Here is a 14,097-nt window from a genome sequence, read left to right on the forward strand (position 1 = left end):
GGAAATAACAATGAGTGAAGCAACAGACAATTTATTAAAAGGTGGCGGCTTTTTACTAGAAGATATTGACGCATCACAGTACTTTGCGCCAGAAGATTTTACTGATGAGCAATTGATGATTGCGCGTACGACTGAAGATTTCATTGAAAAAGATGTGAAACCTTATGTTGATGCGATTGAAAACCATGAGTTCCAACACACGACTCGATTATTGAAAAAAGCTGGAGAGTTAGGCTTATTAGGAGCAGATGTGCCAGAAGAGTATGGTGGAATTGGTTTAGATAAGATAAGTTCTTCTCTCATCTCAGAACGCTTTAGTCGTGTAGGGGCATTTGGTTTAAGTCACGGCGCTCACGTTGGGATCGGTTCTTTGCCAATTGTTTTCTTCGGCTCACATGAGCAAAAAGAAAAATACTTACCGGCCCTTGCAACAGGTGAAAAATTTGCTGCGTACGCGCTAACAGAGCCAAGTTCTGGTTCGGATGCATTAGGAGCTAAAACAACAGCTGTTTTAAATGAAGAAGGCACACACTATGTTCTTAACGGTGAAAAACAATGGATTACAAACTCTGCTTTCGCTGATGTCTTTGTGGTTTACGCTAAAATTGACGGTGAAAAGTTTACGGCGTTTATCGTTGAAAAAGAGTTTGATGGTGTATCAACTGGACCAGAAGAAAAGAAAATGGGTATTAAAGGTTCATCCACACGTACACTAGTATTAGAAGATGCAAAAGTCCCTGTGGAAAATGTACTAGGTGAAATCGGACGCGGTCACATCATTGCGTTTAACATTTTAAACATTGGTCGTTACAAGCTTGGTGTTGGGTGTATTGGTGGAGCGAAAGTCGCGCTTGAGCTAGCAGCAAACTACGCAAACGAGCGCAAGCAGTTTAAAACACCAATTGCATCATTTACATTAATACAAGAAAAATTGGCTTCGATGGCGACAGAAATTTTCGCATCAGAAAGTGCGATTTATCGTACGGGCGGCTTAATTGAAGATCGATTTGCAAGTCTTTCAGAAGAAGAACAAAAAGATGGCCGTGCAGTAGCATCAGCGATTGCTGAGTATGCAATTGAGTGTTCCCTTAATAAATTTGATGGTTCCGAAACGCTTGATTTTGTTGCGGACGAAGCGGTACAAATTCATGGTGGTTACGGGTTCATGGCTGAATATCAAGTCGAGCGTATTTATCGAGATTCTCGAATTAACCGGATTTTTGAAGGAACGAATGAAATTAACCGGATGCTTGTTCCTGGTACGTTAATGCGTAAAGCGATGAAAGGCGAGCTGCCATTCCTAGAGAAGGCGACTGCTCTTCAAGAAGAATTAATGATGCTCATGCCACAAGAAGTAGGCGATGAGCCGTTAGAGCAAGAGAAGTACTTGCTTTCTATGGCAAAGAAAATCTTCTTAATGATTGCAGGTACAGGAGCGCAAAAATATGGTCCTGAACTAGATAAAGAGCAAGAAGTGTTAGCGGTAGTCGCAGATATCGTGAATGATATTTATTCGCTTGAGTCTGTTGTTTTACGGACAGAAAAAGCAATTGCGAAATCGTCAGTTGAAGCACAGAACCAAAAATTGTTAATGACGCAAGTGTTTGCGCAAGAAGCAATGAATCGTATTGAAGCGAATGCGAAAAAAGCGCTTGTGCATGTGGAGGAAGGCGATACGCTTCGCACGATGCTTTCAATGTTGAAAAAATTAACGAGACATACGCCAATTAATGTTGTCGGAAAGAAGAGAGAAATTGCGAAAGCGGTTATTGCTGAAAAGAGATTTGTTGTTTAACGATTGGTTACACTTTTGAGGGCTATCCCTCAAAAAAAATATAAATGCTCCTCTCGCAAGGAGCGTTCTCCTCAGAAAGGAAGCAGCGACTCGCTGTTTCCTTTTAAATTATGTTAAAATGCTTGTAGATGAGATGGTTTGAGGAGGAAAATTAATGAACGTAACAATTTATGAATACCCAAAATGTGGAACGTGCCGAAATGCGAAAAAATGGCTAGACGAACACAACGTCAAATATGAAGCGATTCATATTGTTGACGAGCCACCGCATGCTGAAACGTTAAAAAAGCTTCATCAAAAAAGTGGTCTAGAGCTAAAAGCGTTTTTTAATACAAGTGGAAAAAAATATCGTGAGCTTGATTTGAAAAACAAACGTAAAGCAATGAGCGAGCAGGAGCAATACGAACTTCTTGCCTCTGACGGTATGCTAATAAAGCGCCCCATTGTGACTGACGGAAAGACGGTTACACTAGGTTTTAAAGAAGATCAGTTTCAAGCAAACTGGGCATAATCCGTTGTTGTCAAACAAGTTATTCTTTTCGAAACAGTGATTTTCATGTATGATTATGACGAAAACGTTACAATGGAGGGGAAAACATGAGTAAACTACCACAGGAATTAAAGTATTCCGAAGAACACGAATGGGTAAAAACTGAAGAAGGAAATGTGCGAATTGGGATTACAGATTTCGCCCAGTCTGAACTAGGTGATATTGTATTTGTTGAATTACCAGAAGTAGGCGATGAAATTGAAGCGAATGAGCCTTTCGGCAGCGTTGAATCAGTAAAAACTGTATCAGAGCTTTATGCACCGATAAGCGGAAAAGTTGTCGAAGTGAACGAGGATTTAGATGACTCGCCTGAATTTGTAAACGAATCCCCATACGAAAAAGCATGGATGATCGTTGTGGAGCCAACGGATGCGAATGAATTGGACAAGCTCATGTCTCCTAGTGAGTACAGCAGCATGATAAACGAAGAAGATTGAAAATAAACGCTCATAGAGATCTTTCTCTATGGGCGTTTTAAATTTCCTGGCTTATCTTCCCTCGGATAGTGAGGCTTCTCCATACATACGATAATTGTAGGCGGAGAGGCCGAAGGAGGAGTTTATGGAAAACGTAAATATCACTCAAAAAGTTGTCGCAAAATATGATGGAGGTCGGCTAAAGCTCTACGTCGACGGAGCAATGATTGGGGAAGTCATTGAGACGAGTCAAGGCCTTCAACATAATATGAGTAATGGCTTTATCTTTGATAAGGAACAAATCTTTCAAGCGCAAAATGAAAACTGGCATGAAGTAACGTCATTTATTGAGGATAGTTGGCATTAAAGGCTACCCATATGAGCGGGTATTTCGTATACTTACTTAGAGAGACGAAATAACCGCTAAATGGGGTACATACATGATAAGGGGAAAAAATCTGTTATCAACGTTCCAACCTTATAGTCAGACTGTTCGATATTTTTTTGTTTCATCGATTTGTTTCAATATTGCAATGGGTATTTTTATGGTTATGTATCCGTTCTATGTGCGAGAATTAGGTTACGATGATACACTTAATGGTACAATCATCGCTTTTCAAGCTGCGGCGACGGCCATTGCCTTATTACCCGCAGGCTTATTAGGCGACCGTTATGGAAGAAAAAAGATGCTCTTAATTGGTGCAAGTATGCTCGCACTTAGCTTTATTATTCGTTCATTTGGAACGTCAGAATGGCTTTTGCTTTTTGGTGCAAGCTTAACAGGGTTTTTCTTTGCGTTTTTACAAGTGTCGGCAATTCCTTTGTTAGCAGAACATTCTAAAGAAAAGCAACGTGTGAAATTATTTGCCCTTCATGCAGCACTAATGATGGCTGCAAATGTGATCGGCCATTTATTTAGTGGCACGTTGGCAGATAGTTTGTTTGCCTTTACCGCTTTGACGATGCAGCAAGCCATTCAGATCACGTTGTTTCTTGCTTGCACATTAGCGCTCGTTTCCTTTTTTCCACTTTGGAAAGTAAAAGAATCCGTGAAAATTGAAAAGGTACAAAAAGTAGCTATGGGACTCTCTCGTTTCCCTAAAAGCAAAGAGTGGAAACTAATTAGCTTATTTGCCGTATCGAGCTTATTAATTGGTTTTGGATCCGGTCTCGTTATTCCATATTTAAATTTATATTTTAATGATCGTTTTGATTTAAATTATTCCATGATCGGATTTATTCTCGCTCTAGGTCAGGCAATGACGGTTTTTGCAATGCTAATTGGGCCAAAGGTTGTGAATCGTGTTGGAGAAGTCAGGGCGGTTTTCATCTTACAAATGGGGTCGATACCGTTTTTACTGCTAACGGCTTTTACAAATATGATTTGGCTCGCCGTTATTGGATTTTTATTCAGGCAAGCGTTAATGAACGCTGGAAACCCGATTCAAGCTGCCCTTGTCATGAAGCTCGTTCACCCGAAAATGAGGGGAACAGCAAATTCCGTTACACAAATGGTATTCCAGTTAGGCTGGGCGCTTATGGGACCAATCTCAATGGGCATCGTTGCATCGTATGGTGCTTATACAGGCTATGCTATTGTATTTTGCATAACAGCATGCTTGTATGTATTAGGATCAGTCTTCTTTTTATTTGTCTTTCAAAAAAAGGTAGCAGAACATGATAAACTGAATAAACTAGAGATGGAAAAGCACGTAGGTTCATAAAAGGATTGACGGCTGTGGCTTCGCATGCTATGATGCTCATATTATCTTAATAAAATATTTCTTATCCAGAGTGGTGGAGGGACTGGCCCGTTGAAACCCGGCAACCGCAAACATTATGTTTGAAGGTGCTAAATCCTGCAAAGCAGTTATGCTTTGAGAGATGAGATGACCATAGGTAAACCTTCCTGTCATCTTACAGGAAGGTTTTTTTAATTATTGGGGGGAACAACTTGATTTCGTTAGAAGGAATCAGCAAAACATATACGACGAAAACATCAACTGTAAAAGCAGTGGATCATGTCGATTTGCAGATTGGTAAAGGAAATGTGTTTGGCATTATCGGCTATAGTGGGGCTGGAAAAAGTACCCTAGTCAGATTGTTGAATTTATTAGAACGTCCATCAACAGGCAAAATTACGTTAGATGGTGTGGAACTAGCTTCTCTTGGAAAAAAAGCGTTGCGAGAAGAGCGTCAGAAAATAGGGATGATTTTTCAACACTTTAATTTACTTTGGTCAAGAACGGTAAAAGAAAATATTTCATTTCCACTTGAAGTCGCGAAGGTTCCTACGGAAGAACGTAAAAAACGGATTGAAGAGTTAATTGATTTAGTCGGTCTACGCGGAAGAGAAGATAATTACCCATCGCAACTAAGCGGTGGCCAAAAGCAACGGGTTGGCATTGCTCGTGCCCTTGCAAACAACCCAAAGGTGCTCTTGTGTGATGAAGCGACTTCTGCTCTTGATCCGAAAACGACCGATTCGATCCTTGATCTTTTAACGGATATTAATAAAAAACTACATTTAACGATTGTTCTTATTACGCATGAAATGCATGTTATTCAAAAGATCTGTCATGAAGTGGCCGTAATGAGTGATGGCAAAATTGTTGAACAAGGTCCGGTTATTGATGTATTTAGACGACCAAAAGAAGAGATGACGAAAGAATTTGTGAAGCAAGTAGCGCAAGTTCAAGCGGATGATTTTATCGCAGAAGATATCACGCTTCAACGTGGTGAGCAAGTCATTGCGTTAACGTTTATTGGCAACCCGGCAGAAGAACAGCTTGTCACTGATTTAATTCGGTCATTTCCGATTAACGTCTCGATCCTTCAAGGAAACATTTCGAAGCTTCAGCAAGGGTCGTATGGAAAGCTGTATCTCCGTGTAGCTGGCGAGCAAGATTCGCTAGCAGAGGCGGTTCAATTTATTCGTCAACAAGAAGTGGAAGTCGAGGTGATTAAACATGCTTAATCAACTCTTTCCAAATGTAGTGTGGGAGAATTTATGGCTCGCCACTTATGAAACGGTGTATATGACCGTTATTGCGGCAGCTATTACATTTATATTAGGGATTATATTAGGCTTGTTTTTGTATTTAACCGCAAAGGGAAATCCTTGGGAGAATCGATTTTTCTATACGCTTGTCGGTGCCTTTGTAAATATTTTTCGATCCATACCGTTTATTATTTTAATCATTTTGCTTATTCCCTTTACGAGAGCCATTGTTGGTTCGATGTTTGGGCCAAGTGCAGCGTTGCCTGCGCTAATTATCGGTGCAGCACCGTTTTATGCACGAATGGTGGAGATTGCCCTTCGAGAAGTAGATAAAGGTGTAGTCGAAGCCTCACAAGCAATGGGGTCATCCAATCTTCATATTATTTTCAAAGTATTGCTACCAGAATCAATGCCTGCTTTAATTTCAGGCATTACCGTAACGACTGTGGCATTAATTGGCTACACAGCCATGGCTGGAACGATCGGTGCCGGGGGACTTGGTACATTAGCGTATCAGGAAGGGTTTCAGCGGACGAACACAGACGTCATGATTATGGCAACAGTGGCTATACTAGCGATCGTATTTCTATTTCAATTGATTGGCGATTTCTTAGTCAATCGATCAGATAAAAGATAAAAGAGGAAAAGGAGAGAGTTCATATGAATAAATTTTTAAAAGCAGTAGGAATTGCAGGTGTATCCGTGGCACTCGTTGCTTGTGGATCAAGTGAAGATGAAAACAATGAATTGGCTGAGAATGAAGATGGGGGAACAACCATCCGTATTAGTGCATCAAACATCCCTCATGCGGAAATTTTAGAAGAAGCAGCTCCAATTCTTGAGGAACAAGAGATTGAACTTGATATTCGCATTGCACAAGACTATATTTTACCAAACCGTGCCTTAGCGGATGGCGAAGTCGATGCGAACTACTTTCAACATCGTCCATACCTAGAGAGTCAACTAGCCGAAAATGAAAACTATGACTTTGCTGAAGCAGGTGCCATTCATGTCGAGCCAATCGGCTTATATTCGCAAGACTATGAGGATTTAAATGATCTTCCAGACGGTGCGACGGTAATGATGAGTAATTCGGTTGCGGACCAAGGAAGAATTCTTTCCTTGTTGCAAGAAAATGGTGTTATTACGCTTGAAGATGGCGTTTCAGTAGAAGCAACAGAAGCAGATATTGTGGATAATCCGAAAAACTTATCGTTTAACATGAGCCCTGACGCAGAACTTCTTCCGCAAGCTTATCAAAACAATGAAGCAGAAGTCGTTGCGATTAACTCGAACTATGCTTTAGGCGCTGATATCTCTCCGACTGAAGAAGCGATTGCCATTGAAGGCGAAGATAACCCATATGTGAACTTAATTGTTGTTCAAAGTGGGAATGAGAATGACGAAGCGATTCAAGCACTTGTAGATGTATTGAAATCGGATGAGATTCAGTCATTTATAGAAGAAACGTACGACGGTGCTGTGATTCCAGCTGAATAAATTCGTTTCATAAGCGCTTCAGACAAAAGCGCTCTCCGGATAGTCCGTCAGTTTTTTGTGATGAGAATGGACGTCTCTGACCGGAGAGAGTGATCTGAGGCGTTTTTTCTTCTGTCATAAAGCGCCTTACTAATTCCCGGGTAAATAGTTGCACGATGACGTAATTCCTGTGTAAGGTTAATACTGGAAAAAGGAGGGGATATGTTGAGTTCAAAAAAGGATATGCGGTTCTTATGTTACCCATATATGAGGGAAAATGGATCACTTGTTGATTTTGAAATTCGTACAGATTCGCTCGCCGTTCGGATCGGACAAGCGGCTGGATTGGTTGAAGGGTTACCGGAAATGAGGGAGCTGTTATTGCAGCTGACAGCTCAAGCGTACCACTTGAACGGCTCTGTCCGCGGAAATCAAGCGATTAAGCAAGAAGAGCTTGATTGGTTGAGTGAAATCTATGATACCTATGAAGAGCAAGTAAGAGATCAGATTCAACAATTTTTATTGCCTCAAGGGTCGCCTGCTGCTAGTGCGCTTCACGTTGCTCGAAGTGAAGCAAAGAAATCTGTTCGAGCGTTACATAAAGTTAGTTTAGAGAAAGACGTTCCGAAGTTGCTGTTTGACTACACGCATTTACTTGCAAACGTTTTGTTCCTACTTGCAGTTTGTGTAAATAAACAAGCAGGTGTGGAGGAAATTCCCTTTTCGAGTCAATCTTATCCAAAAAGAAGGAGAGAATCAGAATGAAAAAACTCATGTTTTCTGCAGTTGCGCTTAGCTTTGTGCTAGCAGCTTGTGGGGATTCGTCAGAAGAGCAAAACGAACAAGAGCAAAATCAAGATCAAGAACAAACAGGGTACACCGTAGAAGATGCACGGGGTATGGAGTTTACGTTTGAAGAACCACCTGAAACCATTGTTTCCATCTTACCGAGCAATACTGAGATCATTTTTGCTCTTGGTCAAGGAGACAAAGTGGTTGGCGTGTCTGATACAGACGTATATCCAGAAGAAGTAGAAGACATTGAAGTTGTTGCTGAATTTGAAAATCCATATGCAGAGCGGATGCTTGAACTTGACCCTGATATTATTATCGGTTACGAATATGGAAATAATGAAATGGAACAGCTGAATGACCTTGATTTACCTGCCTTTGCAATCGATTCTGCTGCAACAATGGACGATATCTTTGAAGATATTCAATTGATTGCAGATGCGTTAGGTGTACCAGAAGAAGGCGAGCAGTTAATCAATGACATGAATGCGGAGTTCGATGAAATTGCTGAAGCGGTAGAAGGTGTAGAGGAACGCTCTGTCTATTTTGAAATTAGCCCTTCTCCAGATATTTGGACGTTAGGAACAGGCACATTCCAACATGAAATGATTGAAATTGCTGGCTTACAAAATGTGTTTGATGATGTACAAGGCTGGACGAGCATTAGTGATGAACAGGTTATTGAGCGTGATCCGGAGTTCATTTATACAACAGTTCATTACACAGAAGCCCCGCTTGAAGAGATTCGTCAACGTGATGGTTGGGATACAATTGATGCAGTTGAAAACGACAACCTTGAGCAAATGCCGCCAGATATTATGGATCGTCCAGGACCGAGAATTACTGAAGCAACGCGCATTCTAGCGGAAACGGCTTATCCAGAAGCATTTGAATAATTTTTTGTATGCCTAGATCTAAATCGCTCATACTATCGGTATCACGTTAAAAGGAGCGATTTTTTTGAATCGAGAAGGACATACATCAACAGAACATCATATGATGCAATATAAAAAAGGCGTAGGTACATTTGAAGAGAAAATGCCGATTTTTGCTGAGAAATATAATGAATTTACGGAACAATGTTTTAAAGATGGCGCCATTTCTAAAAAACATAAACAGCTGATCGCTCTTGGTATGAGTATTCATGCACAAGATGAGTATTGCATGATTTATCATACAAAAGGGTGCTTAGATAATGGTTGTACAGAAGAAGAGCTCCTCGAAGCCATTTCCGTTGCAACAGCGTTTGGAAGTGGAGCAGCGCTTAGCCAAGGGGCAACCCTCGTGCAAGAAGCATTCCGTGAATTTGGCAATTCCCTTCAATAGTAGCGGAAACAGAAGAAACATTGCGGAGAAGACGTTTAAATTGAATAGAGTCGGGAATAGAGGTTCAGAGTAGCGGATATGCTACTCTGTTTCTTTTGAAGTGAAAAAAGAAAACCTGTAAAATAAGTGATGTTGGGGAAAAGAGAGAGATCCCCCTTAAAACAAGAGAGGATGAGAGACAATTACGAACACGCGACTTTCCTACACAAGTGAAATGGAAAAAGGATTACAGCAGAGACATGGAGTAAGCTATGCCGAATATGAAAGCAGCCTTGACAAACGACTGCAAATTGAGCGAGAGCGAACAAAAGAACATGATGCTTGTAACCGGCTTGTTCGATCGATTCAATCCCATACGAGCTAATACCCTTACAAGTGTTTGCATAGCTGGCGCACAGCTAAAAAAACACTTTATCAAAGCGACATTTATATGAAGCATATTGTTTAATAGCACGCATAACGTTGACTTTAATGGAATGAACAGCGACGATAGAACCAAGAGTATTTGGCTCAAGCGCTGTCCGTGAGAAGCAGCAGTTGTCCGTGCTTTTTATGTGCATATTTTTATAAGAATGGATTTTTTTCAAAAGGGCTGATAAAGTCATGTTCACAAATGAGTGGATGCCCCGTTTGGAGAATGAGGGACGACTCTAGCAGGAATAGGTCGAGGTGGAAACGGATGATATGTTTATGCCAAAAGTATCCACCATTCTATTCTGTATACGACTTAGTTGAACCAATTTTGAGTGGAGACATTCATTTAAATTGAGACAGATTTAGATTAGGCGGATATTTCTAATTCCGTCTTCTTGAAGTCTATGAGTATTTGTTATAAAATTAGAATGAGAATAGATTGATAATCATTAAAAAAAGCATGCAAGTCTGCTCAAGCTAGCAGACTTGCTTAATTCATGGAGGGAATACACATGTCTGTACCTAACTTAAAGATTGAGAATCTACACGTCTCTATTGACGATAAGGAAATCTTAAAGGATTTTAATTTAGAAATAAATGGTGGAGAAATTCACGCAATCATGGGACCAAACGGAACAGGGAAATCAACACTTGCTTCTGCGATTATGGGTCACCCAAAATACGAGATCACATCTGGTTCAGTCACAATGGATGGCGAAGATGTTCTTGAAATGGAAGTGGACGAGCGCGCCCGTGCTGGTATGTTCCTAGCAATGCAGTACCCAAGTGAAATTAGTGGGATTACAAATGCAGATTTCATGCGTTCAGCGATCAATGCAAACCGTGAAGAAGGCGATGAGCTATCTTTAATGAAATTTATTCGTAAAATGGACGAGAAGATGGATGTTCTTGATATGGATCAATCGTTTGCACAGCGTTACTTAAACGAAGGTTTCTCTGGTGGTGAGAAGAAGCGTAACGAAATTCTTCAACTATTAATGCTTGATCCGCGTATCGCCATTCTAGATGAGATTGACTCTGGTCTTGATATCGATGCATTAAAAGTCGTTGCGGAAGGTGTAAACCAAATGCGCGGAGAGAACTTTGGTTGCCTAATTATCACGCACTACCAACGTTTGCTTGACTACATTACGCCAGACAAAGTACACGTAATGATGCAAGGTCGTATTGTTAAATCTGGTGGAGCTGAACTTGCTGAGCGTCTTGAGGCAGAAGGTTATGACTGGATTAAAGAAGAGCTTGGAATTGAAGACGAGCGAATCGACGCTGGTCAAGAAGCGTAATTCAGATAACAAAATTGCTTTTAACGATAAAACAGCAAAGGATGGTATTGTATGTCAGTTGAGACAAATCCAATGATTGGAGCGGAAGAAATACAAAAGCGCTCTGAATTAAATAATGAACCAAAATGGCTGAGCGACCTTCGTTTAGCAGCTCTTGAAAAAGTAGAGTCTTTGGAACTCCCTAAACCAGATAAAACAAAAATCCATAACTGGGATTTTGTAAACTTCACGCAAGATTTAGGTCAATCGAAAGTTGTCACAGCAGTGGACGAGCTTTCGGCAGATATTCGCGAATACTTGGACGAAGATGCGACAGGGAACAGCTTAATTGTTCAAGATAATGCATCAACGGTCTATCAAACGAATGCGCCTGAATTAGTAGATAAAGGCGTTATCTTCAAAGACCTTGCCACAGCTGTTGTGGAAAACGGCGATCTAGTGAAGAAATACCTTTTCTCTGAAGCCGTTGGTCAAGACGAAAATAAATTGACAGCGATGAATGCCGCGCTTATGACTGGCGGAGTTTTCATCTATGTACCTAAAAATGTACATGTGGAAGTGCCATTACAAGCGCTTTATGCATCTTCAAAAGAAAACGGAGGACTATTTAATCACGTTCTTCTCGTTGCAGAAGATAATAGCTCCGTAACGTACGTTGAAAACTACGCAGCTTATGGTGACGGCGTGAAAGTAGCAAACGTTGTAGCTGAAGTTTATGTTGGATCAGGTGCTCGCGTTTCATTCGGCGGCGTTGATACGCTTTCAGAAGGAACAACAACATACATTGTGCGCCGTGGACATGTTGAGCGTGATGGCCGCATTGAGTGGGCACTTGGTCAAATGAACGACGGGGACACAGTTGCAGATAATACGACGTATTTAATTGGCGACGGTTCGTTTGCAGATGCGAAACTTGTTACAATTGGAACAGGTCAGCAAAAGCAGAATTTCACGACGCTCATTAAGCATTACGGGAAGCACTCTGAAGGGTACATCTTAAAGCATGGTGTTATGACTGGACGAGCGTTAGGTATCTTTAACGGAATCTCGAAAATCGAAAAAGCAGCAACAAAGTCTCACGGTGAGCAAACAGAGCGCGTGCTTATGCTAGGTGAGCGTGCTCGTGGAGATGCAAACCCAATTCTTCTAATTGATGAAGATGATGTTACAGCAGGCCACGCAGCATCTGTTGGACGGATTGATCCGCTACAAATGTTTTACTTAATGAGCCGCGGTATTTCTCGTACTGAAGCAGAACGTCTTGTCATTCATGGCTTCCTTGAGCCAGTTGTTGCGCAGCTCCCAGTTGAGTCTGTTCGTAAACAAATGCGTTCGGTTATTGAGAGAAAGGCGCAGCGATGAACGCTAAGGAGATAAAAAAGCTTTTTCCAATCCTTGATCAACATGTGAATGGAAATCCGCTCGTCTATCTCGATAGTGCGGCTACTTCACAAAAGCCGATTCAAGTGATTGAAAAGCTTGATGATTATTACCGTCGCTATAACTCAAACGTTCACCGAGGTGTCCACACACTAGGGACAATTGCTACAGATGAATATGAGGGTGCTCGAGACAAAGTCCGAGCATTCCTCAATGCGAATGATACAGCAGAAATTATTTTTACAAGAGGAACAACGACAGCGTTAAATCTCGTTGCCCAAAGCTATGGGAATGAACATGTTCAAGAAGGGGATGAAATCGTCATCACCCCAATGGAACACCATTCCAACATCATTCCTTGGCAACAGCTGGCGAAACGTAAAAACGCCACGCTTAAGTATATTCCACTACAAGCAGATGGTACGGTTTCTATACATGATGTGGAAAATACGATCACAGAGAAAACTAAGATTGTTTCCGTCATGCACGTATCAAATGTACTTGGAACTGTAAATCCTATTAAAGAGATTGCGGCAATTGCTCATCGAAATGGTGCAGTAATGGCGGTAGATGGCGCACAAAGCGCTCCGCATATTCAAGTCGATGTGCAGGACCTAGATTGTGATTTCTTTGCATTTTCTGGTCATAAAATGGGTGGACCAACTGGAATTGGTGCTCTTTATGGAAAGAGAGCATTGCTTGAAAACATGGAGCCGGTTGAATTTGGCGGTGAAATGATTGATTTTGTCGGTTTGTATGATTCAACGTGGAAAGAACTGCCTTGGAAATTTGAAGGAGGAACACCAATTATCGCTGGTGCGATTGGTATGGGTGCTGCGATTGATTTTATAACCGATTTAGGGTTTAATGAAATAGAACAGCACGAAAAAGAATTGGTTGACTATTCGTTTGAGCGCTTAGCGGATCTTAGTGATCTAACGATTTTTGGCCCTCGTCAACGTGCTGGTGTTGTGACATTCCAGCTTGGTGATGTTCACCCGCATGATGTTGCGACCGTATTAGACGCAGAAGGCATTGCCGTTCGCGCAGGTCACCATTGTGCACAACCATTAATGAAATGGTTGAACGTCGTGGCAACGGCTCGAGCTAGCTACTATGTTTACAATACAAAAGAAGATGTTGACGCTCTGGCAAACGGATTAGTCAAGGCAAAGGAGTATTTCAGCGATGTCTTCTCGTGATTTAGATACACTCTATCGTCAAGTGATCATGGATCATTACAAGAATCCACGAAATCGCGGCGAGCTAGAGGGAGATGCACTTACCGTAAACTTGAATAACCCAACATGTGGGGATCGTGTTCAAGTTCAAATGAAAGTAAAAGATGGCGAAGTAACGGAAGCGGTTTTTACTGGTGAAGGTTGTTCCATAAGCCTTGCGTCTGCATCGATGATGACGCAAGCGGTAAAAGGACGATCGGTAGAAGACGCACTAAAGCTTTCAGATATTTTTTCAGATATGATGCAAGGAAAAGACTATGATGAGAAGACGTTCGATTTAGAGGATATTGAAGCACTTTCGGGTGTGACAAAATTCCCAGCGCGGATTAAATGCGCGACGCTTGCATGGAAAGCACTTGAACAAGGTTTAGACGTAAAACCATCATCATAATTATTAGG

At 41.3% G+C, this 14,097-nt stretch carries 16 protein-coding genes and 1 riboswitch; all 16 genes read left to right on the forward strand.

What is annotated here, in order from left to right; translation table 11 throughout:
- Positions 1-10: 10 nt before the first annotated feature.
- The 16 genes from ACE1TH_RS00965 (at position 11) to sufU (ending at position 14,089) form a co-directional block, all read left to right on the forward strand.
- Positions 11-1,795, forward strand: a complete 1,785-nt coding sequence (locus ACE1TH_RS00965) for an acyl-CoA dehydrogenase family protein (RefSeq protein WP_375078236.1) — start codon at positions 11-13, stop codon at positions 1,793-1,795.
- Between the two features lie 154 nt (positions 1,796-1,949).
- On the forward strand, positions 1,950-2,306 hold the full coding sequence (locus tag ACE1TH_RS00970; RefSeq protein ID WP_375078237.1) for an arsenate reductase family protein: 357 nt from the start codon (positions 1,950-1,952) through the stop codon (positions 2,304-2,306).
- 86 nt (positions 2,307-2,392) lie between these two features.
- On the forward strand, positions 2,393-2,782 hold the full coding sequence (gene gcvH / locus ACE1TH_RS00975) for a glycine cleavage system protein GcvH (RefSeq protein WP_099301665.1): 390 nt from the start codon (positions 2,393-2,395) through the stop codon (positions 2,780-2,782).
- A 124-nt stretch (positions 2,783-2,906) separates the two neighbouring features.
- Positions 2,907-3,128 (forward strand): DUF2553 family protein, encoded by a 222-nt coding sequence (locus tag ACE1TH_RS00980; RefSeq protein WP_099301664.1) that lies wholly within the window; start codon positions 2,907-2,909, stop codon positions 3,126-3,128.
- Positions 3,129-3,201: 73 nt separating this feature from the next.
- Positions 3,202-4,485 (forward strand): MFS transporter, encoded by a 1,284-nt coding sequence (locus tag ACE1TH_RS00985; RefSeq protein ID WP_375078238.1) that lies wholly within the window; start codon positions 3,202-3,204, stop codon positions 4,483-4,485.
- A 58-nt stretch (positions 4,486-4,543) separates the two neighbouring features.
- Positions 4,544-4,652: riboswitch (SAM riboswitch) on the forward strand.
- 63 nt (positions 4,653-4,715) lie between these two features.
- Entirely contained in the window at positions 4,716-5,738 is a 1,023-nt protein-coding gene (locus ACE1TH_RS00990) for a methionine ABC transporter ATP-binding protein (RefSeq protein WP_255223762.1), read from the forward strand.
- A complete protein-coding gene (locus ACE1TH_RS00995) occupies positions 5,731-6,399 on the forward strand; it encodes a methionine ABC transporter permease (protein WP_375078239.1) in 669 nt (222 codons plus the stop codon). The genes ACE1TH_RS00990 and ACE1TH_RS00995 overlap by 8 nt, the downstream gene beginning before the upstream one ends.
- Positions 6,400-6,422: 23 nt before the next feature.
- A complete protein-coding gene (locus ACE1TH_RS01000) occupies positions 6,423-7,262 on the forward strand; it encodes a MetQ/NlpA family ABC transporter substrate-binding protein (protein WP_099301660.1) in 840 nt (279 codons plus the stop codon).
- 201 nt (positions 7,263-7,463) lie between these two features.
- The gene (locus ACE1TH_RS01005) at positions 7,464-8,006 is read left to right on the forward strand and encodes a hypothetical protein (protein ID WP_375078240.1); all 543 of its coding nucleotides are present in this window, start codon (positions 7,464-7,466) and stop codon (positions 8,004-8,006) included.
- On the forward strand, positions 8,003-8,929 hold the full coding sequence (locus tag ACE1TH_RS01010; protein WP_255223760.1) for an ABC transporter substrate-binding protein: 927 nt from the start codon (positions 8,003-8,005) through the stop codon (positions 8,927-8,929). Before ACE1TH_RS01005 ends, ACE1TH_RS01010 begins: the two co-directional genes overlap by 4 nt.
- A 100-nt stretch (positions 8,930-9,029) precedes the next feature.
- Positions 9,030-9,359 (forward strand): carboxymuconolactone decarboxylase family protein, encoded by a 330-nt coding sequence (locus ACE1TH_RS01015; RefSeq protein WP_099302158.1) that lies wholly within the window; start codon positions 9,030-9,032, stop codon positions 9,357-9,359.
- A 214-nt stretch (positions 9,360-9,573) separates the two neighbouring features.
- Positions 9,574-9,723, forward strand: coding sequence for a YuzK family famiily protein (locus ACE1TH_RS01020; protein WP_176554291.1), 150 nt, complete (start codon positions 9,574-9,576; stop codon positions 9,721-9,723).
- A 562-nt stretch (positions 9,724-10,285) separates the two neighbouring features.
- Positions 10,286-11,077 (forward strand): Fe-S cluster assembly ATPase SufC, encoded by a 792-nt coding sequence (sufC, locus tag ACE1TH_RS01025; protein WP_099301657.1) that lies wholly within the window; start codon positions 10,286-10,288, stop codon positions 11,075-11,077.
- Between the two features lie 51 nt (positions 11,078-11,128).
- Positions 11,129-12,439, forward strand: coding sequence for a Fe-S cluster assembly protein SufD (gene sufD, locus ACE1TH_RS01030; protein ID WP_099301656.1), 1,311 nt, complete (start codon positions 11,129-11,131; stop codon positions 12,437-12,439).
- Complete coding sequence (locus tag ACE1TH_RS01035) at positions 12,436-13,659, forward strand: cysteine desulfurase (RefSeq protein ID WP_099301655.1); 1,224 nt, start codon at positions 12,436-12,438, stop codon at positions 13,657-13,659. Before sufD ends, ACE1TH_RS01035 begins: the two co-directional genes overlap by 4 nt.
- A complete protein-coding gene (sufU, locus tag ACE1TH_RS01040) occupies positions 13,646-14,089 on the forward strand; it encodes a Fe-S cluster assembly sulfur transfer protein SufU (protein WP_099301654.1) in 444 nt (147 codons plus the stop codon). The genes ACE1TH_RS01035 and sufU overlap by 14 nt, the downstream gene beginning before the upstream one ends.
- Positions 14,090-14,097: the final 8 nt, after the last annotated feature.

The organism is Shouchella sp. JSM 1781072 (assembly GCF_041949915.1).
Classification (GTDB): domain Bacteria; phylum Bacillota; class Bacilli; order Bacillales; family Bacillaceae_D; genus Shouchella.

What these genes read in the sequence shown, in the direction of transcription:
- sufC (WP_099301657.1), top strand. Translation starts at nt 10,286, where the DNA reads ATGTCTGTACCTAACTTAAAGATTGAGAATCTACACGTCTCTATTGAC.
- ACE1TH_RS00965 (WP_375078236.1), top strand. Translation starts at nt 11, where the DNA reads ATGAGTGAAGCAACAGACAATTTATTAAAAGGTGGCGGCTTTTTACTA.
- ACE1TH_RS01000 (WP_099301660.1), top strand. Translation starts at nt 6,423, where the DNA reads ATGAATAAATTTTTAAAAGCAGTAGGAATTGCAGGTGTATCCGTGGCA.
- ACE1TH_RS00980 (WP_099301664.1), top strand. Translation starts at nt 2,907, where the DNA reads ATGGAAAACGTAAATATCACTCAAAAAGTTGTCGCAAAATATGATGGA.
- sufU (WP_099301654.1), top strand. Translation starts at nt 13,646, where the DNA reads ATGTCTTCTCGTGATTTAGATACACTCTATCGTCAAGTGATCATGGAT.
- sufD (WP_099301656.1), top strand. Translation starts at nt 11,129, where the DNA reads ATGTCAGTTGAGACAAATCCAATGATTGGAGCGGAAGAAATACAAAAG.
- ACE1TH_RS01015 (WP_099302158.1), top strand. Translation starts at nt 9,030, where the DNA reads ATGATGCAATATAAAAAAGGCGTAGGTACATTTGAAGAGAAAATGCCG.
- ACE1TH_RS00985 (WP_375078238.1), top strand. Translation starts at nt 3,202, where the DNA reads ATGATAAGGGGAAAAAATCTGTTATCAACGTTCCAACCTTATAGTCAG.
- ACE1TH_RS01035 (WP_099301655.1), top strand. Translation starts at nt 12,436, where the DNA reads ATGAACGCTAAGGAGATAAAAAAGCTTTTTCCAATCCTTGATCAACAT.
- gcvH (WP_099301665.1), top strand. Translation starts at nt 2,393, where the DNA reads ATGAGTAAACTACCACAGGAATTAAAGTATTCCGAAGAACACGAATGG.
- ACE1TH_RS01010 (WP_255223760.1), top strand. Translation starts at nt 8,003, where the DNA reads ATGAAAAAACTCATGTTTTCTGCAGTTGCGCTTAGCTTTGTGCTAGCA.
- ACE1TH_RS01020 (WP_176554291.1), top strand. Translation starts at nt 9,574, where the DNA reads ATGGAAAAAGGATTACAGCAGAGACATGGAGTAAGCTATGCCGAATAT.
- ACE1TH_RS01005 (WP_375078240.1), top strand. Translation starts at nt 7,464, where the DNA reads ATGTTGAGTTCAAAAAAGGATATGCGGTTCTTATGTTACCCATATATG.
- ACE1TH_RS00995 (WP_375078239.1), top strand. Translation starts at nt 5,731, where the DNA reads ATGCTTAATCAACTCTTTCCAAATGTAGTGTGGGAGAATTTATGGCTC.
- ACE1TH_RS00970 (WP_375078237.1), top strand. Translation starts at nt 1,950, where the DNA reads ATGAACGTAACAATTTATGAATACCCAAAATGTGGAACGTGCCGAAAT.